The organism is Streptococcus anginosus (assembly GCF_900636475.1).
Lineage (GTDB): Bacteria > Bacillota > Bacilli > Lactobacillales > Streptococcaceae > Streptococcus > Streptococcus anginosus.
This window is the reverse complement of record NZ_LR134283.1, coordinates 574,375-601,002: the sequence shown is the minus strand read 5'-3', so window position 1 is coordinate 601,002 and position 26,628 is coordinate 574,375. Positions and strand designations below refer to the sequence as shown.

Annotated in this window: 28 protein-coding genes and 1 riboswitch; of the genes, 8 read left to right on the top strand and 20 right to left on the bottom strand. The window is 37.1% G+C overall.

From position 1 onward, the window contains the following. Positions 1-4: 4 nt before the first annotated feature. The 11 genes from EL079_RS02975 to EL079_RS02925 all read right to left on the bottom strand — a co-directional run bounded on the left by EL079_RS02975 (position 5) and on the right by EL079_RS02925 (position 8,574). Positions 5-274, bottom strand: a complete 270-nt coding sequence (locus EL079_RS02975) for a Mor transcription activator family protein (protein ID WP_018543484.1) — start codon at positions 272-274, stop codon at positions 5-7. 115 nt (positions 275-389) lie between these two features. Beyond that, positions 390-989 carry a recombinase family protein gene (locus tag EL079_RS02970; RefSeq protein WP_003033123.1) on the bottom strand — a complete coding sequence of 200 codons (600 nt, stop codon included), beginning with the start codon at positions 987-989 and terminating at the stop codon, positions 390-392. A gap of 183 nt (positions 990-1,172) precedes the next feature. After that, on the bottom strand, positions 1,173-1,469 hold the full coding sequence (locus tag EL079_RS02965) for a hypothetical protein (RefSeq protein ID WP_003033115.1): 297 nt from the start codon (positions 1,467-1,469) through the stop codon (positions 1,173-1,175). 166 nt (positions 1,470-1,635) lie between these two features. Next, a complete protein-coding gene (locus EL079_RS02960) occupies positions 1,636-2,481 on the bottom strand; it encodes an alpha/beta hydrolase (protein WP_003033108.1) in 846 nt (281 codons plus the stop codon). A gap of 113 nt (positions 2,482-2,594) precedes the next feature. Then, positions 2,595-3,197 carry a lysozyme family protein gene (locus EL079_RS02955; RefSeq protein ID WP_003024552.1) on the bottom strand — a complete coding sequence of 201 codons (603 nt, stop codon included), beginning with the start codon at positions 3,195-3,197 and terminating at the stop codon, positions 2,595-2,597. Continuing rightward, on the bottom strand, positions 3,197-4,171 hold the full coding sequence (locus EL079_RS02950) for a nucleoid-associated protein (protein ID WP_003033120.1): 975 nt from the start codon (positions 4,169-4,171) through the stop codon (positions 3,197-3,199). The genes EL079_RS02955 and EL079_RS02950 overlap by 1 nt, the downstream gene beginning before the upstream one ends. Before the next feature lies 1 nt (position 4,172). Then, complete coding sequence (gene glyA / locus EL079_RS02945) at positions 4,173-5,429, bottom strand: serine hydroxymethyltransferase (protein WP_003033097.1); 1,257 nt, start codon at positions 5,427-5,429, stop codon at positions 4,173-4,175. Positions 5,430-5,478: 49 nt separating this feature from the next. Then, positions 5,479-6,069 carry an L-threonylcarbamoyladenylate synthase gene (locus EL079_RS02940; RefSeq protein ID WP_003033113.1) on the bottom strand — a complete coding sequence of 197 codons (591 nt, stop codon included), beginning with the start codon at positions 6,067-6,069 and terminating at the stop codon, positions 5,479-5,481. Next, positions 6,062-6,892, bottom strand: coding sequence for a peptide chain release factor N(5)-glutamine methyltransferase (prmC, locus tag EL079_RS02935; RefSeq protein ID WP_018543485.1), 831 nt, complete (start codon positions 6,890-6,892; stop codon positions 6,062-6,064). Before prmC ends, EL079_RS02940 begins: the two co-directional genes overlap by 8 nt. Then, positions 6,892-7,971: a peptide chain release factor 1 gene (gene prfA, locus EL079_RS02930; RefSeq protein ID WP_003029728.1), complete on the bottom strand. Its 1,080-nt coding sequence runs from the start codon at positions 7,969-7,971 to the stop codon at positions 6,892-6,894. The genes prmC and prfA overlap by 1 nt, the downstream gene beginning before the upstream one ends. Positions 7,972-7,989: 18 nt before the next feature. Further along, a complete protein-coding gene (locus EL079_RS02925) occupies positions 7,990-8,574 on the bottom strand; it encodes a thymidine kinase (protein WP_018543486.1) in 585 nt (194 codons plus the stop codon). Positions 8,575-8,677: 103 nt separating this feature from the next. On the opposite strand from EL079_RS02925, the gene EL079_RS02920 reads away from it, so the two are divergent. After that, positions 8,678-8,878: a 4-oxalocrotonate tautomerase gene (locus EL079_RS02920; protein WP_223349564.1), complete on the top strand. Its 201-nt coding sequence runs from the start codon at positions 8,678-8,680 to the stop codon at positions 8,876-8,878. A gap of 78 nt (positions 8,879-8,956) precedes the next feature. Here EL079_RS02920 and EL079_RS02915 read toward each other — a convergent pair whose 3' ends face one another. The 8 genes from EL079_RS02915 to EL079_RS02880 all read right to left on the bottom strand — a co-directional run bounded on the left by EL079_RS02915 (position 8,957) and on the right by EL079_RS02880 (position 17,760). Further along, entirely contained in the window at positions 8,957-10,294 is a 1,338-nt protein-coding gene (locus EL079_RS02915; protein WP_003031374.1) for an MATE family efflux transporter, read from the bottom strand. A gap of 99 nt (positions 10,295-10,393) precedes the next feature. After that, complete coding sequence (locus tag EL079_RS02910) at positions 10,394-11,659, bottom strand: nucleobase:cation symporter-2 family protein (RefSeq protein WP_003031355.1); 1,266 nt, start codon at positions 11,657-11,659, stop codon at positions 10,394-10,396. Then, positions 11,659-12,240 (bottom strand): xanthine phosphoribosyltransferase, encoded by a 582-nt coding sequence (locus EL079_RS02905; RefSeq protein WP_003031369.1) that lies wholly within the window; start codon positions 12,238-12,240, stop codon positions 11,659-11,661. The genes EL079_RS02910 and EL079_RS02905 overlap by 1 nt, the downstream gene beginning before the upstream one ends. A 98-nt stretch (positions 12,241-12,338) precedes the next feature. Beyond that, positions 12,339-12,434: riboswitch (purine riboswitch) on the bottom strand. Then, complete coding sequence (guaC, locus tag EL079_RS02900; protein WP_018543487.1) at positions 12,430-13,413, bottom strand: GMP reductase; 984 nt, start codon at positions 13,411-13,413, stop codon at positions 12,430-12,432. It overlaps the preceding riboswitch by 5 nt. Positions 13,414-13,602: 189 nt before the next feature. After that, entirely contained in the window at positions 13,603-15,159 is a 1,557-nt protein-coding gene (locus EL079_RS02895) for a ClC family H(+)/Cl(-) exchange transporter (protein WP_003031372.1), read from the bottom strand. Between the two features lie 227 nt (positions 15,160-15,386). Next, positions 15,387-16,115 (bottom strand): ABC transporter permease, encoded by a 729-nt coding sequence (locus EL079_RS02890; protein WP_003024584.1) that lies wholly within the window; start codon positions 16,113-16,115, stop codon positions 15,387-15,389. Beyond that, positions 16,112-16,852, bottom strand: coding sequence for an ABC transporter permease (locus EL079_RS02885; protein WP_003024586.1), 741 nt, complete (start codon positions 16,850-16,852; stop codon positions 16,112-16,114). The genes EL079_RS02890 and EL079_RS02885 overlap by 4 nt, the downstream gene beginning before the upstream one ends. Further along, positions 16,852-17,760, bottom strand: coding sequence for an ABC transporter ATP-binding protein (locus EL079_RS02880; RefSeq protein ID WP_003031366.1), 909 nt, complete (start codon positions 17,758-17,760; stop codon positions 16,852-16,854). Before EL079_RS02880 ends, EL079_RS02885 begins: the two co-directional genes overlap by 1 nt. A 171-nt stretch (positions 17,761-17,931) precedes the next feature. On the opposite strand from EL079_RS02880, the gene EL079_RS02875 reads away from it, so the two are divergent. Both EL079_RS02875 and EL079_RS02870 read left to right on the top strand, forming a co-directional pair. After that, positions 17,932-18,621 (top strand): response regulator transcription factor, encoded by a 690-nt coding sequence (locus tag EL079_RS02875; protein ID WP_003024592.1) that lies wholly within the window; start codon positions 17,932-17,934, stop codon positions 18,619-18,621. Next, positions 18,622-19,932 carry a sensor histidine kinase gene (locus tag EL079_RS02870; RefSeq protein ID WP_003024595.1) on the top strand — a complete coding sequence of 437 codons (1,311 nt, stop codon included), beginning with the start codon at positions 18,622-18,624 and terminating at the stop codon, positions 19,930-19,932. Between the two features lie 296 nt (positions 19,933-20,228). On the opposite strand, the gene nox is transcribed toward EL079_RS02870, so the two are convergent. Then, on the bottom strand, positions 20,229-21,602 hold the full coding sequence (nox, locus tag EL079_RS02865) for a H2O-forming NADH oxidase (protein WP_003031379.1): 1,374 nt from the start codon (positions 21,600-21,602) through the stop codon (positions 20,229-20,231). Between the two features lie 301 nt (positions 21,603-21,903). Here nox and EL079_RS02860 point away from each other — a divergent pair, with 301 nt between their 5' ends. The 5 genes from EL079_RS02860 to EL079_RS02840 all read left to right on the top strand — a co-directional run bounded on the left by EL079_RS02860 (position 21,904) and on the right by EL079_RS02840 (position 26,628). Beyond that, a complete protein-coding gene (locus tag EL079_RS02860) occupies positions 21,904-22,833 on the top strand; it encodes an FAD:protein FMN transferase (protein ID WP_026248161.1) in 930 nt (309 codons plus the stop codon). A gap of 19 nt (positions 22,834-22,852) precedes the next feature. Then, positions 22,853-23,461 (top strand): NADPH-dependent FMN reductase, encoded by a 609-nt coding sequence (locus tag EL079_RS02855; RefSeq protein ID WP_003031350.1) that lies wholly within the window; start codon positions 22,853-22,855, stop codon positions 23,459-23,461. Positions 23,462-23,479: 18 nt separating this feature from the next. Beyond that, positions 23,480-24,724 carry an NAD(P)H-dependent oxidoreductase gene (locus EL079_RS02850; RefSeq protein WP_003031357.1) on the top strand — a complete coding sequence of 415 codons (1,245 nt, stop codon included), beginning with the start codon at positions 23,480-23,482 and terminating at the stop codon, positions 24,722-24,724. 148 nt (positions 24,725-24,872) lie between these two features. Then, entirely contained in the window at positions 24,873-25,856 is a 984-nt protein-coding gene (locus EL079_RS02845; protein ID WP_003031377.1) for an ABC transporter ATP-binding protein, read from the top strand. Continuing rightward, on the top strand, positions 25,849-26,628 hold the full coding sequence (locus EL079_RS02840) for an ABC transporter permease (RefSeq protein ID WP_003031348.1): 780 nt from the start codon (positions 25,849-25,851) through the stop codon (positions 26,626-26,628). Before EL079_RS02845 ends, EL079_RS02840 begins: the two co-directional genes overlap by 8 nt.

The window sequence follows — 26,628 nt, the reverse complement described above, 5'->3', positions numbered from 1 at the left end:
CCATTTACTTACTACTACTTTTTTCTTGTACTACTCTATTAATATGCCTAACAGAATACCCGTATTTTTTTGCAATATCTCTTGAATTATTTCCATTAAATTCGGAATAAACTATTCTTTGTAATCCCTCCTTTGATAACAATCTCATGGGAAAATTAATATAAGCTCCTTTATAATGAGTGTATAACAGAATAGTATTTTCTTTTCCTATCAATGAAGCCAACTCCATATAAATTTTATTCCAATCACTAGGGTGTGTTTGTTCTAATGCCATTTTTAAATAATCCCCCCTACAATAAATTTAACTACCCTTTCTAAGACAAATCAACTGCTAAATGACCTAGACAAAATCAACAAAAAGACCATTGATTGCAATTAAGAACTACTCTTTATCTAATTCTTTTCTGAATAATATACACTGTCTGTCTTGATATACCATTTTCCTTAGCTATTTGGGTAACAGGAATTTGTTCATCAAGCATTCGTTTAACGTTTTGGTATATTAATCTATCTGTAGCATTTTTAGCATGTTCATGATATTGGATAGGGCGGCCTTTATAAACACCACGCTGTTTAGCTAACTGGATGCCTTGGCGTTGTCTTTCTAAGATTTTTTCACGTTCGTTTTGCGCTATGTAGCCTAATAAGGATAGGAACATATCAAACATAGCTGTATCTAGTGTATTGTTTCCTGTATTGAAATTTAAAAAAGGCGCATCAACTATAGTTAATTTAATGCACCTTTGTTGTAATTGTCTGACAATCTCTTTTATGTCTTGATAGTCTCTACCTAATCTATCAAGAGAAGCTACTATAATTTCATCACCTTCTCTTGCAAATTCCAATAAATTTTTTAATTCTTTACGGTTCATATCTTTACCGCTAACTTTTTCACTGAATAACTTTTCAACGCACTCTTGTTTCATCATTTCAATCTGTCTAGCTAAGTTTTGGTCTTTAGTTGATGCCCTAATATATCCTATTTTCATTGCTTATCCCCTTTTTTGTCATGTATTTTTTATAACTCAGATAAATAACTTATATCGCTTGTCATTGTCAATTATAGATACACCTATTTTAGACAGATTACTTTTTTCTCTTTAACTCATTCGAAACAGATTTAGCTACTAAAGCTATTACTTCTAAAACTAAGATTAAACCAAACATCTTACTTACCTTTCTTTAAGAAATTTATATTCTAACAGCTGGCGTTCCTTTGACACTCCCAGTAAACTTCCTATTTGAGGAGAATCTAGTAAACTTATGAAGTAAATATATACTGCATCATACATGTAGATATCTACTTTGACTATGTTTCCTTCAAAGACTTTTTGATACTCACTAGGAAGTAGTTCTTCATCTAATTCTATATAGTCAAAAACATTGCTCTCGTAACTGATATTGTCAAATTCAATGTTCTCTTCAACATGCTTAGATAGATAATCTATCGCTATTAATTTTTGATTCATGAAACACTTGTCCTCTTTTAAAATCCCCTGCCAAATTCCCTGCCAGACTCTGTATTACTTATTAGTAAATCAACCACACGGAATGTCTTTATAATTATCGAGTGGGAGTAAAAACAAAAAAGCCAAACTTTTTATTTCTTGAAGTTTGGCTTTTAAATTTGTCAGCTTATTTTCCCCACAAAAATTGAATCAGTATTTTATCTACTTCTGGATTTTCATGTAATTGGCTATGTTGTGCTAATTTACCTATGATTTTCTTTTCTTGGTAAGATTTTGCATTATCGACAACCAAGTATTTCAGGCTACGAGATGAAGCGTTTAAAACAGAACCGTCTGATCCGTTTTTATAGTCACCGTAGATATTCAAAACGTCAATTTGATTTTGTGGAAAAACTTCACGTAATGGCAATAATCTTTGGAAAGTTTGTGTGACTTGATTTGGTTGCCCTGTCGTTTTATCTACTTTTACATCAGATGATAAGCCCATAGCTTCTAAACCGGCAGCGAAATTTGCGATATTCACTTGTTTTTGCAGCTGTGGCAAGTTCTCATCTTGAGCATGTTCTAAAAGATAATACAAAATCGACATATTCCCTAAAGAATGACCTACCATATTCATTTTTGTAAAGCCATACTTTTCCTGTAGCTTGCTGACGACAGCTTTTGCATATCGTCCAACATCAATAGGATTGCGATTGTCTTCGTAATTCACTTCTACGATTGGATTGATAGCGCCTTTGGGAATGTCTCCCCTCAACGTAACTGCACCATTTCTATCAACATTTGCTCGAATAACTGTTTTTGTTACTCCTGCTTTTTTTGCTGCATTCGTCATGTGTCGCTCAGCATTGGCACTACTTCCATAACCATGAAAGAAAAGGGTTGGCGTAGTGGATTGCACATAATTCTTTTTGTCTAATTTACCGTCTGCTTCAACGTTGTAAAATAAAAAAGCAGAAATAGCAATCAGAACTGTTAAAAGTCCTGTAGTTAGGACCGCTTTTTTCGTCATTTTTATCGCTTCTTTCTGTGAGATATATTTTTAAGTATAACATGTAACGATATAAATAACAATTGATTTGTTTGAAAAACCCTAGTAGAAATAAGCTACTAGGGGTGATGTTATTAAAACCAATTCATCACTTTCATGATGTGCATATTCATCTGAACTTGTCGGGAGTAATAATAATTCCCACCATTGATATAGAGTTTAGAACCATGTAGGAGGGCGATGGGGTGGTAATAAGAATAGGTTTTGCCGGTCACATTTCCTAAACTTGGTGCGACAACATTTTTGGAGTATTTTTTTGCCAAATCAAGGGTATTTTCACCACCGTGTTTTGCAATATAATCAATGTAAGCTCGACCAAAGTTATAGGCTTGTACAGCGGTCCAAACATCTACTTTCTTTTCTTGAGCTACATTTAGATTCGCAGATAAAGTCTGAACACCTTGACGAATGCTTTCTTTATTATCTAAAATAGAGTTTTTCTGACCCGTCGCACTTTCACTAGATTGCATGACATCAGAAACTTTTCCTTTTGTTTCTGTGTAAATCATAGCAAGGACTAGTTCCTCATTGGCCGCAGTATCTTGCTCGTCTAGCACTTCTCTTACTAAGCTACGGTAGTTCATCACTTGCTTGACATCATGATGAACTTGAACAAGCTTGTAACCAACAAAGATTAAAAGAATGAGAAGGATCAATTTTCTAAGAATTTTAAACATTATTTACTTTGGATATCTTCTATGTTTTTGATGAGAATGGAATAGGTTCCATTCTCGTTTTGTATGAATTCTACGGATTCCGCATCTTGATAGATGTTATTGGGGACAATAAGCTCAATTCCATTTGAAAGGGAGAGCTTTTGGTTTTCAAATTTTTTCTTCTGACGACTACTATCAATTTCATCAAATTTAACAGTTTCTGGAATTATTTCCTTAACCTGATCAATAAAAGTCAAACGAGCTGTCAGATTGTTATCGAACAAGTCATCTGCTAATTTTTCTGGTGATAATTCATCATTTTCTTCTAAATTTTTGAAAATAGACGATTTAACCTTGGATTGAAATTGAAAATCATCTTGATGAAAGCTCTCTGCAACTTTTTGAGCCGTTTTTTCTAAGGCTTTAATAGATTTCTTGGGAGAAATTTCAGGATGGACTTGTAATAGATTATCAGAAAAATAATTGAGAAAAGCACCATTGTATTTAATCCGTTTTTCAATCAAATGGTATTTACGCGATTGAAGATTGATGACCAAGGCTTCATCAGCACCTGTACCAAATCCCGGCAAGTTGTTCTGGGTAATCTTGATAGGATTTTCTACTTCTCCACCTAAATGGGTGAGGGTTTCCCGCAGAGCGATACGCAAAAAAGCAAAATGCTCTACTCCTTCCTTGTCAAATTGAACAAAAATCAAATCGTTGGTTTTCTGATTTTCGCTCACCGAAAACTCCTCTTTCCAGAGGTTGGCAATACTGACAGAGGTTTCTAAAAAGTCTTTTGTAATATGTGATAAAAAGACATTATCTTCGGTAAAAATGCCCGTTTTGGCCTCATCTGAATAGACACGTTCAATCTTCTTGCGAAGATATTCTTCAATTTTTGGAGTAATATTAAGATATTTATCTGCTAAAAGAAGGTCGGTGTCTGATGGACTAAATTGATGAATAATAGCTTTTTTTACGTAAATGTCCATTTCAGTCCTCATATAGTGGAAAGGCATCGGTCAATTCTTTAACTTCTGCACGGACTTGCTCTAAAACAGCTTCGTTGTTTGCATTCTCTAAAGTTTTGATGATCAATTCTGCTACTTTAGTACTTTCAGCTACCCCAAAGCCACGAGCTGCAATAGCTGCAGTTCCAATACGAATGCCACTTGTTTTAAATGGAGATAATGTTTCATAAGGGATAGAATTTTTGTTGAGAGTGATATGGACATCATCCAAAAGGTTCTGAGCGACTTTTCCATTTTCAACGACTTTGGTCACATCCACAAGGAAAAGATGATTCTCCGTACCGCCTGAAATAACACGGAAATTACCATGTTGTTGGAATACTTGAACCATTGCCTTAGCGTTATCCAAAATTTGCTGAGCATAAACTTTGAAATCTGGATCCAATACTTCTTTGAAAGCAGCTGCTTTAGCCGCCACGACATGCTCTAGCGGTCCTCCTTGAATCCCTGGGAAGATTGCGGAATTGATCTTTTTCGCCAACTCTTCATCATTGGTCAAAATTAAGCCGCCACGAGGTCCTCGAAGGGTTTTATGAGTGGTAGTTGTCGTAATATGTGCATACGGTACTGGACTTGGATGCAAACCAGCAGCAACTAAACCGGCAATATGAGCCATGTCTACCATGAGTTTGGCTCCGACAGTATCTGCAATTTCACGAAATTTAGCAAAATCAATAATATGTGAATAGGCAGAAGCACCTGCAACAATCAATTTAGGTTTGACTTCTTTAGCCTGCGCCAAAATAGCATCAAAGTCTAAAAGTTCCGTTTCAGGATCGACATTATAAGGCACAAAGTTATAGGTTTTCCCAGAGAAGCTAACAGCTGCGCCATGTGTCAAATGTCCGCCTGCTGCAAGATCCATTCCCATTACTGTATCACCTGGCTCAATTAAGGCCATATAAGCCGCACAATTCGCCTGACTGCCTGAGTGGGGTTGGACATTGGCAAATTGTGCTCCAAAAATTTCTTTAGCACGTTCAATTGCTAATGTCTCAATCACATCCACAACGTCCGTACCACCATAATAGCGACGACCTGGATAACCTTCGGCATATTTATTGGTTAAAATAGAACCTTGTGCTGCCATAACAGCTTTTGAAACAACGTTTTCTGAAGCAATCAATTCAATATTGTTTTGCTGACGTTTTTCTTCTGCAGCAATGGCTTCCCAAAGCTCAGCGTCATATTCTTTATAGTCTTTATGGTTAAAAATCATAAGAGTCTCCCTTCTCTTAAAGCGGGGCTAAAACCTATTTAGTCAAGGTTTAGAAGTGAATTTCTGGAATTTTAGTGAGAATTTCTTCGCAAGTGACAGCACCTTGGCGTAGAATATATGCTGTTTCACCAGATAAATCCAAAATAGTTGAATCCTGTCCTGTTAGAAAAGCATCATCTTCTATACCAAGAACTTCGTGATTGAAATCGGTCATAATTTGCTGGAAGTGTACTCCGCTACTCTTTCCAGATAAATTTGCGGACGGACCAATGAGAGGTCCAAATTTTCTAATCAAGTCCAATGTTTTAGGATGACTAGGGACACGAAAACCAATTGTTTTCATACCTGAATTTACCCAAATCGGAACTTGTTCATTAGCTTGTAAAATAATGGTCAAAGGACCGGGTAGAAAGGCTTGATAGAGCTTTTTTAAATACTGAGGCTGATGTTTGGAAAATTTATAAATTTCTTCTAAGCTTGAAACATTTAAATTCAAGGCCTTTTCGCGAGGTCTGCCTTTTAAGTCATAGACATGACTGACGGCCTGCTCGTCCAGTGCCTTACAAAATAAACCATATACAGTCTCTGTTGGCAGCACAACCGCTCCTCCGCTGCTCAGTATTTCCTCAATTTTATCCATTATCTACCACTACCATTCTATCTTTTCCGAATTGATCTTGCAAGACGCGAATTCTCATTTTTGGAAATGCAGACTCAAATAATTTTTTTACATGTTCCCCTTGCTTGTAGCCAATTTCGAGATAGATTTTACCTTTTTCTGTCAAATGTTTTTGGGCGTTCTCAGCAATTTTTCGATAAACAGCATACCCGTCTTCTTCAGCAAAAAGAGCAAGATGAGGTTCTGAAGCAAGGACATTTAGTCCTACTTCTTCTCTGTCCGTCTCTGAAATATAGGGCGGATTGGATACAATAATATCATACTTTCCTGTAATCGCCTGAAAGCAATCAGACTGAACAAAATCAATCGCTACATCAATTGCTTCCGCATTTTCTTGCGCCAAATCCAGAGCATCTTGGGAAATGTCGGAAGCCGTGACCTGCCAATTCGCACGCTCAGCAGCCAAAGATAGAGCAATTGCTCCACTTCCAGTGCCAATATCCAAAACTTTCAGACTGCTATTTTGATTTTCAGACAAGATAAGGTTGACCAATTCTTCGGTTTCTGGTCGGGGAATTAGCACTCGTTCATCTACTTTGAACGAATGTCCATGAAATGCTGCGTTCCCAATAATGTATTGGGCAGGTCTATGAACTAATAATTGAGATTGAATCTTTTTCAGTAATTCTATATCATCTTCTGTTGCTTCTGCTTGCATTTTCAGCACAAATTGGGTGAAGGATAAGTTTCTCAAAACTCGAAAAGTAAAGGAGAGGCTTTCAGCTTCTTCGCCAACTGCTTCAAGCTGTTTTTCCATTTCAGCAAGAATTTGAGCTAATTTCATTATTTATTCAATTCTTCTAGTTTTTGTGTTTGGTCATACAATACCAAGGCGTCCACGATTTCATCTAATTTCCCAGCTAAAATCGTATCTAGCTTTTGCAGCGTTAAACCGATACGGTGATCTGTCACACGATTTTGTGGAAAATTATAGGTACGAATCCGCTCCGAGCGGTCTCCAGTACCAATAGTTGATTTCCGCTCGGCATCTTGCTCGTCTTGCGCAATTTGCGCAAAATGATCTGCTACGCGCGCACGAATGATCTTCATAGCTTTGTCGCGATTCTTTTGTTGGGTTCGTTCTTCCTGCATTTCAACCTTAATATTTGTCGGCAAATGAACGATCCGAACGGCTGTTGCAACTTTGTTGACATTCTGACCGCCAGCACCAGAAGCGTGATAAATGTCAATCCGAAGATCTTTTGGATCAATATCATATTCTACTTCTTCAACTTCAGGCATGACTAAGACTGTTGCTGTCGAAGTGTGAACTCGTCCTTGACTTTCTGTTACTGGGACACGTTGTACACGATGAGCACCTGATTCGTATTTTAGTTTGGAATAAACGGATTGACCAGAAACCATAGCTACCACTTCTTTGAAGCCACCGACTCCATTCATAGAGGCTTCCATAACCTCGAATTTCCAGCCTTGCGATTCGGCGTATTTTTGATACATTGTCAGAAGATCACCGGCAAAGAGCGAGGCTTCGTCACCTCCTGCTGCACCACGAATTTCTAAGATGATATTTTTATCGTCGTTTGGATCTTTTGGTAAAAGAAGAATTTTCAATTTTTCCTCGTATTCTTCTTTTTCAGCTTTTGCGTCTTTGAGCTCTTGCTTTGCCATTTCTTCCAAATCAGCATCGCCAGAAGCGTCTTTGATCATTTCCTCAGCATCTGTGATGTTTTGGAGCACCCTTTTATATTCACGATAAGTTGCTACCGTATCGCGTGTACTCGCTTCTTCTTTGGACAATTCCATAAAACGCTTGGTGTCACTGACAACATCTGGGTCACTCAGAAGTTCCCCCAGCTCTTCGTAACGATCCTCAACGGCTTGTAGTTGTTCATAAATATTCATCGTTTGCTACACCTCTCCTTAACTCTTCATTTCGTCAATTTCTGGTTTAAAATAATGCTTCCGACAGACAGGAATATATGTTTCATTCCCACCGATTTGAATTTGCTCCCCTTCATAGATCGGCTTACCATTCGTTGTTCTTAATACCATGGTTGCTTTTTTGGAGCAAAATTGACAAATCGTTTTAATCTCATCAATTTTATCTGCTAGAAGCAGGAGATATTTCGAGCCTTCAAATAACTCATTGCGAAAATCATTTTTCAAGCCAAAAGCCATAACTGGTACATTTAATTCGTCAACTACTCTCGCTAAGTCATAGACATGACGGCGAGATAGGAACTGCGCTTCATCAATCAATACACAATAAGGCTTTTCGGGCATTTCCTGAATAAAGTGGAAAATATCAGTATCTTCTGCTATTGCAATTGCTTTTCGCTTCATTCCGATACGACTAGAAACAACGCCGAAACCGTCACGTGTATCAAGTGCGCTCGTCATAATGACAACACCTTTGCCTTGTTCTTCATAGTTGTGTGCTACTTTTAAAATTTCGATTGTTTTGCCCGAATTCATCGTGCCATATTTATAATACAACTGAGCCATTTTCTTTAATTCGTTCCAAATTCTCCAATTTTTAATACTTCTTATTTTACCATATTCTGACACGCTTTAAAACCTAATTTATGATAAAATAAAAATATCAAAGATAAAAAGGAGATATAACATGCCATTTGTCAGAATTGATTTATTTGAAGGACGCACGTTAGAACAAAAGAAAGCTCTTGCAAAAGAAGTTACTGCCGCTGTCGTGAAAAATACTGGCGCGCCACAATCTGCTGTTCATGTCATCATCAACGACATGCCTGAAGGGACTTATTTCCCACAAGGTGAAATGCGTACAAAATAACAAAAAAAGAATCTTGGATAAAAATCTGAGATTCTTTTTTTATTCAGAATGATAAATGGTGTAGATGCAACATTTAAGCTAATTTCTTTTTTGAATATGATTAAGACGAAGTTGGTATAAAATGCCACTAACGACCAGACTAGAGATTAAACCAATCCAATAAGCAAAGGGACCTAAATTTGTCGTGTGATCCAATAGTAATCCAACTGGTAGCGACATCCCCCAATAGCCAATCAAGCCTAAATAAAATGGAACTTTTGTATCCTTGTATCCGCGTAAAATCCCTTGAAGTGGTGCTGCGAAAGTATCTGCTAATTGAAAAAATAAACTGTAAGTTAAGAAAATGGACGTCAAACGTATAAATTCCTTGTTGGTTCCATACAATGAAGCGACTTGATAACGGAAAAGATATAAAAATGTCAGCGTGAAAACAGCGAACCCAAGCGCAGTCAATCTTCCCAAAACACAATATTTTCTGACATAGTCTAGACGCTTTGCGCCAATTTCGTAAGAAACGATAATCGCCATAGCATTAGAAATGCTCATAGGAAAAGCATACATAAGATTGGAAAAACTAATAGCCGATTGGTGACTGGCAATGATTAACGAAGAAAACTTAGCCATGAGCAAACCTACGACTGAAAATATCACAACTTCTGCAAAGACAGTCCCGCCAATAGGAAAACCGAGACGAATCCCTTCCTGCAATCCTTCTTTATCCAAAGGTCGAATTTTCCATAATTGATATTTTTTTATTCTAGGATGTCTTTTGGAAACTACCACCGAAAGGACTAACAGCACCCAGTAAGCCAACGAAGTCCCTAGCCCCGCTCCTGCTCCGCCCATTTCTGGGAAGCCAAATGCTCCATAAATTAAAATGTAGTTAAAACTGGCATTCAACGGTAGCAAGAGCAACATAAGATACATGGATAATCTTGTCAATCCTAATGCGTCTAATAAAGAGCGTACAACACTAAATAAAAGCAAAGGGATAATACCAAATGCCAAATACCAGAGGTAGTGTATAGAGACTTCTGCTACTAATGGTTCTAATCCAATATTGGACAAAACAAGCGGTGCACCTAGAAAAACGAGCCCAAACAAGAGAAGAGACAAGCCGAGAGATAAATAAATAAACTGATAAAAATCAGAAGCGATTTTTTCTTCCTGTTTTTGTCCTAGATGATGTCCAATAATCGGAACCAAGGCTGAGACAATACCAGTCAAAAAAGTAAAAAACGGACTCCATAAGCTAGTCGCCATTGAAACTCCCGCCAAATGCAACGTATGGTATTGCCCTGTCATGGTTGTATCCACAAACGAGGCTGAAAAATTGGCCAGTTGATAAATCAAAATTGGCAAAAAAATCGAAATAAATAGGGTCATTCGCTCTTTTAAATTGCGCGCTTGGTACATACAATCTCCTCAAACAATGCTTTCTCTCTTAACTATACTATAAGCGCTCAAAATAGTCAAAAAAGCTAGGAGAAAATCCTCCCAGCCTCTTGTCGAGTTTTATTTTTTCTCACGATTTAAAATAAGGTTCAATACAATCGCAATGACGCTCGCCATAACAATTCCATTTGAGAAAAACATTTGTAAGCCAGTTGGCAAACTGTTAAAAAGATTGCTTCCATTTAGACCGACTCCTGCGGAAATAGATACAGCGGCAATCAAGAAATGGTGTTCATTGTGTTCAAAATCAACTCGCGCTAGCATTTGCATTCCCTGAACAGAAACAAAACCAAACATGACAAGCATAGCACCACCGAGTACAGGACTTGGGATGATTTGTGCCAAAGCTCCGAATTTCGGTACCAATCCTAACAAGACTAAGAATCCTGCTGCATAATAGATTGGGAGCCGTGTTTTAATTCCAGAAAGTTTGACCAAACCAACATTTTGTGAAAATCCTGTATAAGGGAAAGTGTTAAAAATACCGCCAAGAAGCACTGCAAGTCCTTCTGCACGATAACCATTTCGCAGACGAGTGCTGTCTAACTTTTCGTTTGTAATATCTGAAAGTGCAAAATAAACACCTGTTGATTCTACCAAAGAAACTGTTGCGATAATACACATCATGACGATGGATGAAAGTTCAAACTTAGGTATTCCAAAATAAAACGGTGTCGGAACATGTACAAGAGGAGCTTGAGTTACTGGCGCAAAATCTACTAAGCCCATAAAGCTGGCAATAATCGTTCCAATAATTAAGCCAATCAGAATGGAAATGGATTTTAGAAAGCCTTTCGCAAAGATATTTACTAACAGTATAATTAAAATCGTGACAGCAGCCAACAGCAAACTTTGTGCAGTTGGTTTTTCACTATTATTTCCCATATTGCCAATCGCAACAGGAATAAGTGTCAAACCAATAGTTGTAATCACTGAGCCCGTCACAATTGGTGGAAAGAAATTAGCAATTTTAGAAAAAATGCCTGCAATCAAAAGAACGTAGATACCGGAAACGATGAGCGCTCCAAACATAGCTCCGCTTCCATGTTTTTGACCAATCATAATCAGAGGTGCAACCGATTGAAAAGCAACGCCAAGTACGACTGGCAAGCCAATTCCGAAATATTTATTGAGTTGCAATTGCAAAAATGTTGCCACACCACACATAAAAATATCTGTAGAGATGAGATAGGTCAGCTGTTGGCTCGAATAACCTAGCGCACCAGCAATCATAATGGGTACAAGGATTGACCCTGAGTACATTGCTAATAAGTGCTGCAAACCTAAGACAGCCGCCTGTGAATGTTTTTCTTCTTTCAGTTCCATTATGCATCAGCCTCCATAAATACAACTTTTCCATTTTCAAATTTTTGAATACGAGCCAAAGAAACGACTTTTCGCCTATCTTCTTCTAGCAACTTTCTTCCTTCTTGAAATGATTTTTCAATCACAATGCCAATCGCTTCCACATGGGCACCTGATTGTTCAATGATATTAACCAGCCCTTTAGCTGCTTGCCCATTTGCTAGAAAATCATCGACAATAAGCACTTTATCATGATGATTTAAAAATTTCCCTGCAATTGAGACCGTACTTGTCACTTGCTTGGTAAAAGAATAGACCTCGGTCGTCAAAATACCTTCTGTCATAGTGATGTTTTTTGATTTTTTCGCAAAAATCATCGGAACGCCCAATGCTTCTGCTGTATAGATAGCAGGTGCTATTCCAGATGCCTCAATTGTCACAACTTTTGTAATACCAGCCGAGCGAAAATAGGTTGCAAACACTTTACCAATTTCTTTCATCAAGTTGAAATCGACTTGGTGAGTCAGAAATGAATCCACTTTTAAAATATTTTCTCCTAAAACATTTCCGTCTTTTAGGATGCGTTCTTCTAATAATTTCATAAAATCTCCTTTTAGAAAAAACAAAAGACTTGCCAAAAGCAAGCCTAAAACAATTGGTTAACCAACTGAATACAAAATCCCTTACTAAAACACAGCAGGAAAGTTGAAGACTTACTTATTGTTAGACATTAGGTGCCTTGTAGAAACATTACGCCAAATTCGTAATATAAATAAGTAATTATTTTATTGTTAATGAGCGTCACCATTCCAAATGGAATTTTTCACAATGACGTAATCTACGTGCTTAAGACCAGCTAAATCTCTTCCGCCGGCATAGGAAATAGCACTTTGCAAGTCCTGCTCCATTTCAACTAAAGTGTCAGCTAAATGTCCTTTAACTGGTAAAAGAATTTTCTTTCCTTCCACATTCTTATAAGCACCCTTTTGGTACTCTGAAGCTGAACCATAATACTCTTTAAATTGTTCACCATCTACTTCGACCGTTTGACCTGGGCTTTCGATATGACCTGCAAATAGGGAACCAATCATTACCATAGTAGCACCAAAGCGAATGGATTTGGCAATGTCGCCGTGCGTACGAATGCCACCGTCCGCAATAATCGGTTTGCGTGCAGCTTTTGCACACCAACGAAGAGCAGCTAATTGCCAACCTCCTGTACCAAAGCCAGTTTTTACTTTTGTGATACAAACTTTTCCTGGTCCAATGCCAACTTTTGTTGCATCTGCTCCAGCATTTTCCAGCTCACGAACAGCTTCTGGTGTCCCGACATTTCCTGCAATCACAAAAGTATCAGGGAGTTCTTTTTTGATGTGCTGAATCATATCAATCACACTATCTGAATGCCCATGCGCAATATCAATCGTGATGTATTCTGGAGCATCTCCTTTCAACTGGCTAACAAAATCATATTCATAATCTTTCACACCAACCGAAATAGACGCAATCAGTCCTTGCTCATGCATGCGCTTGACGAAAGGAATGCGGCCAGCTTCGTCAAAACGGTGCATGATGTAGAAATAGCCACTTTTCGCCAATTTTTCTGCTACATCTTCATCCAGAATTGTTTGCATATTAGCTGGAACAACAGGAAGTTTGAAGGTGTGTTTCCCAAAAGTAACGGTCGTATCTGCTTCTGAGCGACTTTTGATGATACATTTATTCGGAATCAATTGGATATCTTCATAGTCAAAAATAGGAAATTCGTTCAGCATGTCATTCTCCTTTAATTTTATGCTAAAAATGACCTACCTATGCTTTCGCATCGCTACGCCTTTCCTGACGTTTCCTTTAGTATTATAACACAAGGTACAGAAATTACAATATAATGACTTATAATATTTTTTATCGTTCGGAAATTGCGAGTTGTTCTTTCAGATTCTAAAAAAAGAGGTCTCCCTCTTTTACAAGAGTAAATCTTTAATGCGTCCAATATCTGATTTTTTCAATACCACATAAATCATATCTCCTAGATACAGGCGCGTGCTGCCATTCACTGTTTGGTTCTTTCCGTTGTGATGTTGCATGGTAATTAGAATATCTCTTGGTAATTCCAACTCATGAACTTGCTTACCCGCTATTTTTTCAGAGACTGGAATTTCGATAAGGGTTGTCTCGCCCTCATCTACCACGTTATCTGGTAGCATTCGCTCTAGCATAGCTTCATACACGGGTGCTCCGCCCAATAAATCCATTACAACGTATGCCACTAAAGTCACTAAACCAAGAGGCATGAGGTTTCGTATATCACCAACCATCTCAGTCACCAAGATAATTGCTGTCAATGGAGCTTTAGAAATTGCACCAAAGTAGCCGCTCATACCTAAAATAATAAAAATAGGAAATTGCTCTTGTGTTGCAAAGCCTAATTGCACACAAACGACACCAACAATTGCTCCCAAAAGAGAGCCAAGAGCTAAAATGGGGAGAAAAATACCACCAGGAAGCCCACTACCATAACTAATCATACTCCAGATAAAGCGAATAACGAAAAACATCACTAATGTTAATAGCAGATAGTGTTGACTGGTTAAAGAGAGAACCAGTTGATTGCCACCGCCTAAAAGCTGTGGAAGGAAATATCCTACTGGCAAAATGAAAATAAAAGCTATAATAGGATAATATTGCGGAGAAAGGTGCAAAACTTCTCCAATCATATCATAAATGCGAGGCATAGCTAGAACAACTTTTTCATATAAAAATCCTGAAAAACCAAGAAAAATTCCTAACAACAAATAAAGCCAATATTGCCTCAGTCCCATCAGAGGAATATTATCTGGCATATTTAATACAGGGGTCATTCCAAAAATCATAAGCGAAACAAAATTCGCCGTTAAACTTGCCGCCAAAGACGAGACCCAAAAGAAACGTGAAAAATGATGATAGACTTCTTCAATAACAAACAGTAAACCCGCAATCGGAGCATTAAAAGCTGCTGCCAGCCCTGCTGCCGCTCCACTAGCAATCAAAGAACGCTCTTCTACAGGGCTTAAATGAAGATGTTTGGCAATTCCTTTTCCACCCATTGCTCCCAGCTGGATACTTGGGCCTTCACGTCCTAATATTAAGCCACTTGCAATGGCTAAAACACCTAGAATATACTTTTTCCAGAGGACACTCCACCATGACAAGCTCATCAGTCCTTTCAGCTCTGCTTCCACTTGCGGAATTCCAGAACCTTTAATATTCTTTTCTGAAAGCGTTAATTTTGCACTTATCCAAATCACGCAAGCATAAAACAGCAGAATGAAAACAAACCAAATGGTATTGCCATGACCTTGTTGATAGAAATGTTGAACAATATAAAATCCTTTTTCAATCAAAAAACGAAAAGAACCGACAATTGCACCTACAATAATCCCGACTAAAATTCCTCTTGAAACTTGCAGAATAACCGAACTAGATGTAAACGCAAATTCTTTCTTGGTATTTGATGTTCCCTTTTCTGTCTGAACAGACATCATTACCTCCCAATATGTTCTCCTTCTATTTTAGCATAATTTTTCTTATTGCTTATAGAAATTATTTTAGAAAATGAAGTCTAGAGAAAAAATCAAACCAGCTTCATGCGAAACTGGTTTATGATAATATCCTTATTAAATCTCTACACTGTTTATTTGCCGATCATTAATTGTATAACAATTACGATAAATCTTCGCTTTCTTCTTGTTTTTTACTATAAATGAGATTAAATAAATCTCTTTTTAAGCTGTCTAACTGCTAAGGTATAGAAGACAAAAATATAAGCACCATTGACAACTAAGAAAAGGATAAATTCAGATAAGGTAAAAGGGACTAAAGAACGAGCTCGATCACCAACAGCAATCTGAGCATAAGGGAAAATGCTAAAAAGACCTTGTCCAATAAATAGGGTCATAAGCCCTGCTATAGCCAAAATGGCTGATATAAGAATAGGCACTGCGAAATTTTTTAAGCGAATACTAAGAAAAATTTGAATGGTGACAATAGTAATGGTTGCTATCCAACCTGTGATAGACCAAAGCAAAAAGTCCAGTAGATAATTTGCAAAAGGTACCTTCAAAACCAAAGCGCTGATAATATAAAAGAGAAGAACTATCAGTTGACTAATAGCCATGACTAGTGATAAGCTGGTGATTTTTGATAAAATGATACGATTGGCTTTAACCGGAATACTTAATAAGCGCTGCCAGTTTTTATTACTTTCCTCGAATTGACAACTGATGGAACAGATAATCCCGATCAGAATAGGAGTAAATATCTGCGAGGAATAGAAAACTGTTTGTCCCCAAAGGACGCGAGCTTGTGTACCATCTAGGAGCACCTTTCGATTGAGAGCGTAAATCATTGCTCCCAATAAGGACCCAACAAGGTTAAAGAAGATTAGCGTTATCGGAATAGCACTTTTTTTGATTTTTTTAAATTCAAAAATAATCATAATAGATCCGCCTTTCCAATGAGTTTTTTACTGACAAAGATGCTTAAAAAAATGATAAGCAATAATGTGACTAATTTAAAGGGATAAGCATTATCATATTGAAAAAGATAAGTGTTAGTTCCAGCCACCCGTTTAGCGATTCCCATCATAGAGAAATATTGCCAAGGAATGAAAATACGAATAGGAAATGGTAACGCACCGATACCTACAAATGACAGGAAGGAACCAATTAAGCCTGTTACCACTGTCACACTTGGCTTTGGATAGATAAAAGCTAAGCAAAGATGTAAACAAGACAGAAAGAGACAAACCAAAAAAGTTGTGAACAAAAAGAGACTCAATGAAACAGGTGTCACACTGACCTGCATGCCTTGAATAATAAATTTCAGAAAAAGCGTTTGAATCAAACTGACAACAAAGGCAAAAATAGCCATCACAGTCAATTTAGCCTTAAAAAGTTGCCAAGGACTTTCGTTACTGGTTTGCAAGAGTTTAAAAGTTTTGCCTAGATGTTCCAATTCCAGTAGTCTAGACGCTAAAACTGCAATGAAAAGTGGCAAAATACAATCATTCAAGTAAGTCATGGTATAAATGGCATTATAGGCCTCATGCGTTTTAGGTAATTCATATTTGATAACAACGCCACTCCAAATCAAGCCCACTGCTACAATAGCAATCAAAGATAGCAAGAAAGAACGTCTTTTTAATTTGATAAATTCTAATTGTAAATTTAGCATTACAAAACACTTCCTTCCCGTCCTGTCATATCAAGGAAAACATCTTCCAGCGATCGACGAATCATACGAACTTGATAAATATCAACATCATTTTCAACTAAGAGTCGAATAGCAGTGGCTATATTAACTTTATCGTTATCGTTGACAATCAATTTTTTGTCATCATCCAAATTAAAACCATTGAACATTAGTATTCTTTTAGCAGTTACATCATCACTGGTCTCAAACAGATATTTTTCATCTTCTTCAAGGTCAGATAGGTGACCTTCAAAAAGTAATCGACCATGATTAATAATACCGACAGTCGTAGCCATCTGTTCAATTTCTGAAAGAATATGGCTAGAAACGATGATAGTCATATCGTATTTTTGTGGTAATGACTTGATGAGCTCACGAATTTCTTGAATACCAGCAGGATCTAAACCATTAGTTGGCTCATCCAGAATCAGTAATTTAGGAAATTTAACAATGGCTAGCGCAATTCCTAGACGTTGTTTCATGCCTAGTGAATAGTTTTTAACTAGCTTGTCTTTTTGATCGAAAAGTTTGACAATCTTTAAGACTTCATCAATATTTCTTTTTGGTAATTTAAGTAATTTTTGGATAATTTCAAGATTTTCATAGCCGGTCAAATTAGCATAGTAAGAGGGCTCCTCAATAAGGGAACCTACATTTGAGAGGAGTGATATTTGATTGCTATTAAAGGTTTTGCCAAAGAGCTTAATGGAACCATGGGTTGGTTGCAACAATCCCAAAAGCATTTTCATAGCAGTGCTCTTACCAGCACCATTTGGTCCTAAAAAACCATAAATTTCATTTTTTCTAATATGAATAGAGAGCTGATTAACGGCTACTTCACCTGAAAAATCCTTACTTAATTGGTTGGTTTCAACGATATAATTGTTCATTTGTTTTCTCCTTTAAAAATCTTAGAGTGATGTTATATCCTTTCGCTATTTTTATTATAATGAAACTCCTTTATTTTAACCTATTCATTACCTTAATTCTTCCTTAATTTTTACTTTAAAGTCCTTGACCAAGGAAGCAATGTGTTATACTAGTCTTATTGAGGTAATAGTATGAATTATAAAGAAAAGAAGATCTTAATTTTAGACGATAATCCAGAAATTTTAGAAATGGTGCAAGAATCATTGAACATTGCTGGTTTTAGCAATCTAACAAGTGTACAATCACAAAAAGAAGCTTTGGAGCAATTTGAAGAAAAATCTTTTGATTTAGTTATTTTAGACATTATGCTGCCTGAAGGATCAGGATTTGAAGTTTTAAAAGGTATCCGTAAGACTTCAACGGTTCCTGTTTTGTTTTTGTCGGCAATCTCCGATATAGAAAAACAATATCAGGGCTTTGAGTTAGGGGCAGATGACTATATTATCAAGCCTTTCCGCCCAAGAGATTTGGAGTTGCGTATTCTTTCCATCTTAAAAAGAGCCTATCCCGAAAAGGAAGATACCCTTGTTTTGCCTGCTTGCCAGGTGCATTTTAGCCAAGCCTTGATTACCAAAGGAAAACTAGAGATTCAGCTGACAGCTAAGGAATACAGTATTCTTAAGGTCTTATATGATAATAAGAATCGCATTGTTACTTTTGACCAACTCTTAGAAAAAGTCTGGGGCTTACAATACCAAGGCTATGATAATACCCTAATGGCTCATATTCGTAAGATTCGACAAAAGATCGAAGCCAATCCATCTAAACCAGAAAGCTTAATAACGGTTAAAGGTTTGGGTTACAAACTAAAGGTGAATTAAATGGATACCGTTAAATTTTTTACTAAGTTATTAACCAGGTATGTTCTATTACTCTTGGCTTTAATCATAGGACTTGTTTTTGTTTATGGTTTGGTTTTCTCATCCTATTTTAGTTTCTATGGAAAGGAAAAACCGGAACTACTTTACACTAAAATCGCTCAATCGAGTCAACAGAATAATTTTAATTTTGATAAAAGCAGCAAAATTGAAATGGATAAACAAAATACTTGGGCTATGGTACTGAATCAAGATGGCAATATTGTCCAATCTTATCATTTACCTAAAGGACTCAAAAGGCATTATACGAATACTGATATGGTTAAATTTTCACGCTGGTATTTAGAAGATTACCCTGTTTTCTCCTATGTACGAGGTCAGCAAATTTTAGTTTTGGGCTATCCTAAAAAGCATTCTTTAGCAAAATTTAATTTCTATGCTAATACGCAATTTATTAGGAATTTTCTCAGTTTGGGACTTGTTTTCTTGGGTATTATTCTTTTACTTATTTTTATTCTTTTGAGCCGATCAAAGTTGCGCATTAAAAAGGAGATGGAGCCGATTATTACTGCTGTCACTTCTTTGTCTCAAGGTCAAAATATCGCTCTTAATGAAAAGGGAAATTTCTCTGAAATTAAGACAGCTCTCAATGAAACCTCTCATATTTTGGAAGAAAGCAACACGATGAAAGAGCAATGGATTAGAGGGGTCAGTCATGATTTACGCAATCCTCTTATGCTCATATCAGGTTATAACAGTCAGCTAGAGCAGCAATATGGTAAAGGAAAGCAGACGGAGGAAATTGAAAATCAGATTCAAACTATGAAAGAAATGATTTCTAATCTCAATATGAGCTACTTATTGGATAATCAAAAGCATCACTCCGAATTTTCGAGTCTTGATTTGGTTGCAGTCCTACGAACAGTAATTGCCGATATATTGAATAATTATGAAACAATTACACTTCATTTTGATTTGCCTACCGAGGCAGTGTTGGTAAAAGGAGAGGTAACTTTACTAGAAAGAGCTTTTAGAAATCTCTTGCTTAATAGTATCATACACAGCGGTTCTAACCAGATTGATCTGACTTATCAATTATCTGATAATAAAGTGCTCATCATCATTGCGGATCAAGGAGATATTACAGCTCAAAAAATTACTGAGCTAAATCAAAAATCGACTAATTATGAATCACATGGTATGGGAACGGTTATCACTAAACAAATTATTAAATTACATCAAGGTGAAATTGTTTTTTTAGACAATCAGCCAGGCTTAAAAGTCATCATTTCTTTACCTTTAGTAAAGGACTGATGACCTACCTAAGAACAAGCTTACACTCAGAAAACTAACCATTTGGAGCATCGCAACACATTATTTATCTTCTAAATATTTCTAAATGCTATTTTTGGGGCAAAGTATTCTTTCGTCTAATCATCGTAAATTTTTGATAAATAAGTAGCAATACTATTCTATTTATCAAAAATTTTTCTGTTATACGCAAAAAAAGAGTGCACAAATAAAGTTGCACTCTTTTAATGTTGAAATGCTTTGTCAACAACTATATACGAATTGTATTAAAAACGCTTTATAAACTCAATATTTTATCTTTATTTTTCGGCTGTCAATGCTGCCATTGTGATGTAGTTATAAGGTTTGTTAAAGTGTGGCAGGAAGAAAATATCTGTCAATGCCAATTTATCAATGGTCACTTTTTCTTGGATTGCGAGTGAGAAGAGATGAATGCCCATTGAAATATCTTCGTGCGAAGCCATTTGTGCTCCAAGGATGACACGTGTATCTTTATCAAATACGATACGAATAGCTACTTCATGGTTGTTGTGTTTGATAAATTCTGGCTTTTGAAGGTCGTTAAATCCTGTTTCAACCGCATTGTAGCTAGCAGCTTTTGCTTTTTCTAAGGTCAAACCAGTTGAAACCATTTTAAGGTCGTAAATGTTGATACCGTTTGAACCTTGCACACCAATGCCTTCTAACTCATGACCAGTAGCATTGTAAGCTCCGACAATACCTGAACGAACAGCATTCGAAGCAAGGGCGATATAACTCATATCATCTAGAGCATTGTCATAAATCGTTGCACAGTCCCCAACTGCATAAACTCCTGGAATGCTTGTTTCTTGTTTTTTATCAACAAGGAAGGCACCATTACGGAAAAGTTCAATCTTGCCAGCGCCGAGAGCTGTGTTTGGTCGGAAGCCAACAGCCATAATGACCATATCTACGTCAAATGTTTCTTTATCTGTTACAATACGTTCAACTTTGCCTTCCCCTTCAACTGCTTTCACAGTTTGACCATAAGCAAGTTTGATGCCATGATCTGCCAAGTTTTTACTCATCAAGTCAGACAATTCACGGTCGTAGTAACCAGCAAGGCAAGTATCTGCAACGTCAATCAAGATTACTTCTTTTCCAAGGCGTTCAAAAGCTTCTGCGAGTTCAACACCAATGTAGCCGGCTCCAACAACAGCGACCCGATTGATGCCTTCGTTGTTTTTCAGCTTTTCAATCACTTCAGCAGAGTTTTGATACAATTTTACAAACTGAACGTTTTCTAGGGTCGCTTTAAATTCACGATTTCCTTCTACAAGTTCAACACCTTTGATTGGCGGGATAATTGGTTGTGAACCAGTCGCAAAAATCAATTTGTCATAAGATTCAACATGTTCCTGACCATTTACAAGTGCGATCACTTCTTTTTTGTCATAATCAACTGACAAAACAGGACTTTCCATATAAACTTTTGCACCTTTTGCTTCAAGTTTTTCTTTATCTGAATAGAACAATCCTTCTGGGCCGTCAATTTGCTTACCAATCCAAAGCGCCATTCCGCATCCTAAGAAGGAAATGTTTGAATTTTGGTCAAACACCACAACTTCGTTTTCATTTCCGAAGTTGTCTAATATCGTATTGATACAAGCTGTACCAGCATGGTTGGCACCAATAACAACAATTTTACTCATAGAGCAATTCCTACCTTAATTTTTAATTTACTAAAACATTATAACATTACGTGTTAGCGTTTACAATATATTTGCTCATAAAACTGAAAAATATTACATTTTCTATCAATTTAAAAGAACTTTTCATGAATGATTTCATTTCTAATCTCAATGTATTCAAATTTTAAGTTTCTAGTTAAGACCATTCTATATGAAAATGATATGAAATTGTCGGAAAATTTTCTACAAAAAAGTTTGTGAAAACGTTATCTATCTGTTATAATAGATGTGTGTATTTAATCTATAGAAAGGAGGTAATGTGGTGGACTTCAGCTCTCGTTCCATTCAATTAATGGGAACGACGATTACGATTTCAATTCTGCATCCGCAAGCAGGTCTGCTACTTGACGAGGTTATTCAACTACTTTTTCTGTATGAGAAACGCTTTAGTGCAAATGATGATGATTCGGAGTTGATGAAAATCAACCATCAAGCTGGAAAGCAATGGGTTCAGGTACATCCTGATTTGTTTGAGCTAATTGAGCTAGGAAAACAGCATAGTTTAGCTCTAAATAGTCACTTAAATATTACTATCGGCCCACTTGTACAAACATGGCGAATTGGTTTTCCAGACGCCAAAGTGCCTCAGCCGGAAGAAATCAAATATTGCCTTTCTTTAATAGAACCTACTTTTATTAAACTCGATTCTGCTTCTTCTAGTGTTTTTTTAGCAAAAGAAGGAATGAAAATTGACCTTGGAGCACTTGCAAAAGGTTATATTGCTGATAAAGTGATGGAGTTCTTAAAAAATAAAGGCGTGACTTCTGCTCTCATCAATCTAGGCGGGAATGTATTAACCCTAGGAATCAACCAAGTTTCCAAGCGTCCTTGGCGGATTGGGATTCAACATCCAAAATTAACACGCGGAAATAATCGGGCTATTCTTCCTATCGTAAATCAATCCGTTGTGACTTCAGGAATTTATGAGCGAACCCTTGAAAAACAAGGGCAAACCTATCACCATATTCTTGATGGTAAGACAGGTTATCCTGTGGAGACAGATGTCGCTAGTTTAACGATTGTGTCTAATCGCTCTGTAGACGGTGAAATTTGGACAACCCGATTATTTGGCGAAAGCCCATCGTCTATTCTAGAACAAGTCGAAAAAGAAGAACAGATTGAAGCGTTAGGGATTACAAAAGAAGATCAATTATTCTATTCTTCTGGTTTAAAACCAGAATTGCTATTTTAATATCGGAAAGGAAATAATTATGTTAAAACTCATCGGTTTAGTTGGCACAAATTCAAAACGTTCCACCAATCGCCAACTATTACAATATATGCAAAAACATTTTGCGGATAAAGCAGAAATTGAACTAGTGGAAATCAAAGATATTCCCATTTTCAATAAACCCGCAGACAAAAAACTTCCAGCTATTGTAACGGAAATTGCTGAAAAGATCGAAGCGGCTGACGGGGTCATTATCGGAACGCCTGAATACGACCACTCTATCCCAGCTTCGCTCATGAGTGCTCTGGCTTGGCTATCTTACGGCATTTACCCATTGCTCAATAAACCCGTAATGATTACAGGTGCTTCCTTTGGAACCTTGGGTTCGTCTCGTGCACAGTTACAGCTTCGCCAGATTTTGGATGCCCCTGAGTTGAAATCTTCCGTCATGCCTGGCTCTGAATTTTTGCTGTCGCACTCTCTGCAAGCATTTGATAAAGATGGCAATCTCATTGACCTTGAAACTATTCAGAAATTGGACGCACTCTTTGATGATTTCCGTCTTTTTGTGAAAATTACCGAGAAGCTATCTAGTGCGCAGGAATTATTGCACAAAGAAGCTGAAAACTTCGACTGGGAAAACTTGTAAGTAAAGGAGAATGACGCAATGAAATTTGTAGGAATTGTAGGCTCAAATGCAGAGCAATCGTATAATCGTAAATTACTGGAATTTATCAGAAGGCATTTTAAACTAAAATTTGAATTGGAAGTCTTGGAAATTGATGAAGTTCCGATGTTTAATCAAGACGAAAAATGGGACGAATCTTTCCAGCTTCGCCTCCTATACAACAAAATCACCCGTGCAGACGGAGTCATTATCGCAACACCTGAGCACAACCATACCATTACCGCCGCTCTGAAAAGCGTGCTTGAGTGGCTGTCATTTGAAGTTCATCCATTTGAAAACAAGCCTGTCATGATTGTGGGCGCTTCTTACTACGATCAAGGAACTTCACGCGCACAGGTCCATTTACGCAAAATTCTTGACGCACCAGGTGTCAATGCTTATACTCTTCCCGGAAATGAATTTCTGCTTGGAAAAGCCAAAGAAGGCTTTGACGATGAGGGAAATATTACCAACGAAGGAACCGTCAAATTCCTTGAAACCTGTTTGGATAATTTTATGAAATATGTAGAGGTCGTTTCAAAATTGAAAAAACCAAAACCAATTGAACCAGAAGATTTAGATGTTACCAAACCTATCGCAACAACGATTCAAGGCATTGACCCAGATGATCCTGAATGGGTTGAAAAAGCCGCTGCCATGGTGGGCGCTGTCTCAGGAGATACCTATGTAAAACTAGACCACGGTATTTTAACGGTGGATCAGATCAATATGTTCTTGAAATCCATGCCCTTTGAACTGACTTACGCCGATGACAACAACCAATTCCTCTACTACAACAATGCACATCAAGACCCTGATACCATGCTGGCAAAACGTGTACCATCTCAGTCAGGAAACCGCCTATCAACGGTTCACAATTCACTTCCGGCTGGCAGAATGAAAAATGTAGAGTGGGTGGTCGGAACCTTGCGTAACGGCAATCAAGAATATGTCCGCACCCTGATTCCAAATCCGCATTCACCAGTTTTAAATACACACAATTATCAGGCCATGTACTATCCAGACGGCTCTTACGCTGGTATCAATGAAATTGTCTTCAATTTCAGACCATGGCTGGAATGGTACTTGGAAACAACTGGTCAGCAGCTGGTTGGCGGAAGCGGTCCATTCGCTCCTGCAGGAGGACAGGCTAAAGCTGATGCTACTTCCGGTGCTTCTGATGCAGGCAGCCACAGCGAGAGCACGAGTGAGGCAGATGCTACTTCTGCTGCTTCCAGTCATTGATCTAAAGAAATCAAAAAAAGGTTGAGCAATTTTGTCTCATCCTTTTTTCTGTGTAAAAGATCATTCCATAAGATTCACTTGCACAGATTTCGTGAACTTGTTATAATAATGAATATACGCAAACGTTTTCTGCCACAAGGAGATAATGATGATTGAAGCAAATCAATTATATAAGACATATAGTATTGTCGAGAAAGAATTAGGTCTTAAAGGTTCTATCAAAGCCTTTTTTCGCCCTAAGAAAAAACAAATTCATGCTGTACAGAATATTTCATTAACGGTTCAAAAAGGTGAAATTATTGGTTATATTGGTTCGAATGGAAGCGGAAAATCCACGACTATAAAAATGCTGACAGGTGTTCTTTATCCAGATCGAGGCAGTGTTAAAATTAATGGACTTACCCCACAGAAACATCGGACAGCAGTCAATAAGCAGATTGGCGTTTTATTCGGACAAAAATCACATTTACGTTGGGATATTCCTGTGCTGGAATCTTTTATTTTGCATGCGAAAATCTATGACGTTCCTGATAAAGTTTTTGAGGAACGCTTGGAGCAATTAATTGACCTGTTGCAGCTAGGAGATTTTATTCACCAGCCTGTTCGTAATCTTTCGCTCGGGCAACGAGTTCGCTGCGAATTTGCTGCTATATTCATTCATCAACCTGCCGTTGTTTTCTTGGATGAACCTACAATCGGTCTTGATGCCAGTGTAAAAGAAACCATCCGCTCTTTCATTCGCTTTATGAATAAAGAGTATCAGACAACTTTCCTCATTACGTCTCATGATATGCAGGATATTGAGTCGCTCTGCAAACGAATTTTCATTATTGATAAGGGCAAAAAGGTTTATGACGGAAGTCTGACGCAATTAAGAGAAAAGTTTTCAACAGTTAAAACCATTTCTTTCAAAACGCAAACGCCAATAGAAGAGCTATTCCAAATCAATGGTTTTAGTTTTGAGAAAATTGACTCTTATCATTTCAATATTCATTATCAGACGGATATTTATACTAATGCCCAAGTTATCAATCAGATTTTTGAGCATTATTCAATCGAAGACCTGGCTATCAAAGAATTGACAATTGAAAATATCGTCAAACAAATTTATGAGGAGGGGCTTGATGAGTAAATATATTCATATCACACGATTAACTCTTATTACGCAACTTCAATATAAATCTTTCTTTGTCGCGACCCTGATTCGTACTTTCATACAAGTTCTAGTCTCTATTTTCGTTTGGAAAACCATTTTTTTCACCCAATCTCAAGTCAATGGTTATACTTTAGAAACTTTCACAACCTATATTATCTTTGCAAATCTACTGGGAAATCTAAATAGTTTTAGCATTGGACGGGATTTGTCTATAATGATTGTTGATGGGAATATTACTGGTGAGCTACTCTATCCTTATTCCCTCATTACTTCTCTCTTTTTCCAAGACTTTGCTGTCAAAATCGTTGAAATTATCAAATTCATTCCAATTTTATTAGTTATCCCTTTGCTTCAAGGACAGCTTTATCTTCCAAATTGGCAGACAGGATTGCTTTTCCTATTTTCTAGTTTATTAGGAATGTTTATCATCCTCCTGTTAGATTTAGGATTTAGCTTAACAGCCTTCTTCACGGCAAATACTTGGGGAATTTTGATTCTCAGAAACGGGCTTTTTTCACTCGCTTCAGGAGCGCTTTTGCCACTAAGTTTTTATCCAGAAAATATTGCAAACATTTTGAAACTATTACCTTATAGCTTTGCTGTTAATTTTCCGGTCAATATCCTTTTGAAAAGGCAGGTTAATTTTGAGCTCTTCTGGATTCAATTGGCTTGGATTCCGATACTTTCAGCTTTCATTGCTTTTCTTTGGTATCAAGCTAAACGTCGTTTAGTCATTTTAGGAGGTTGA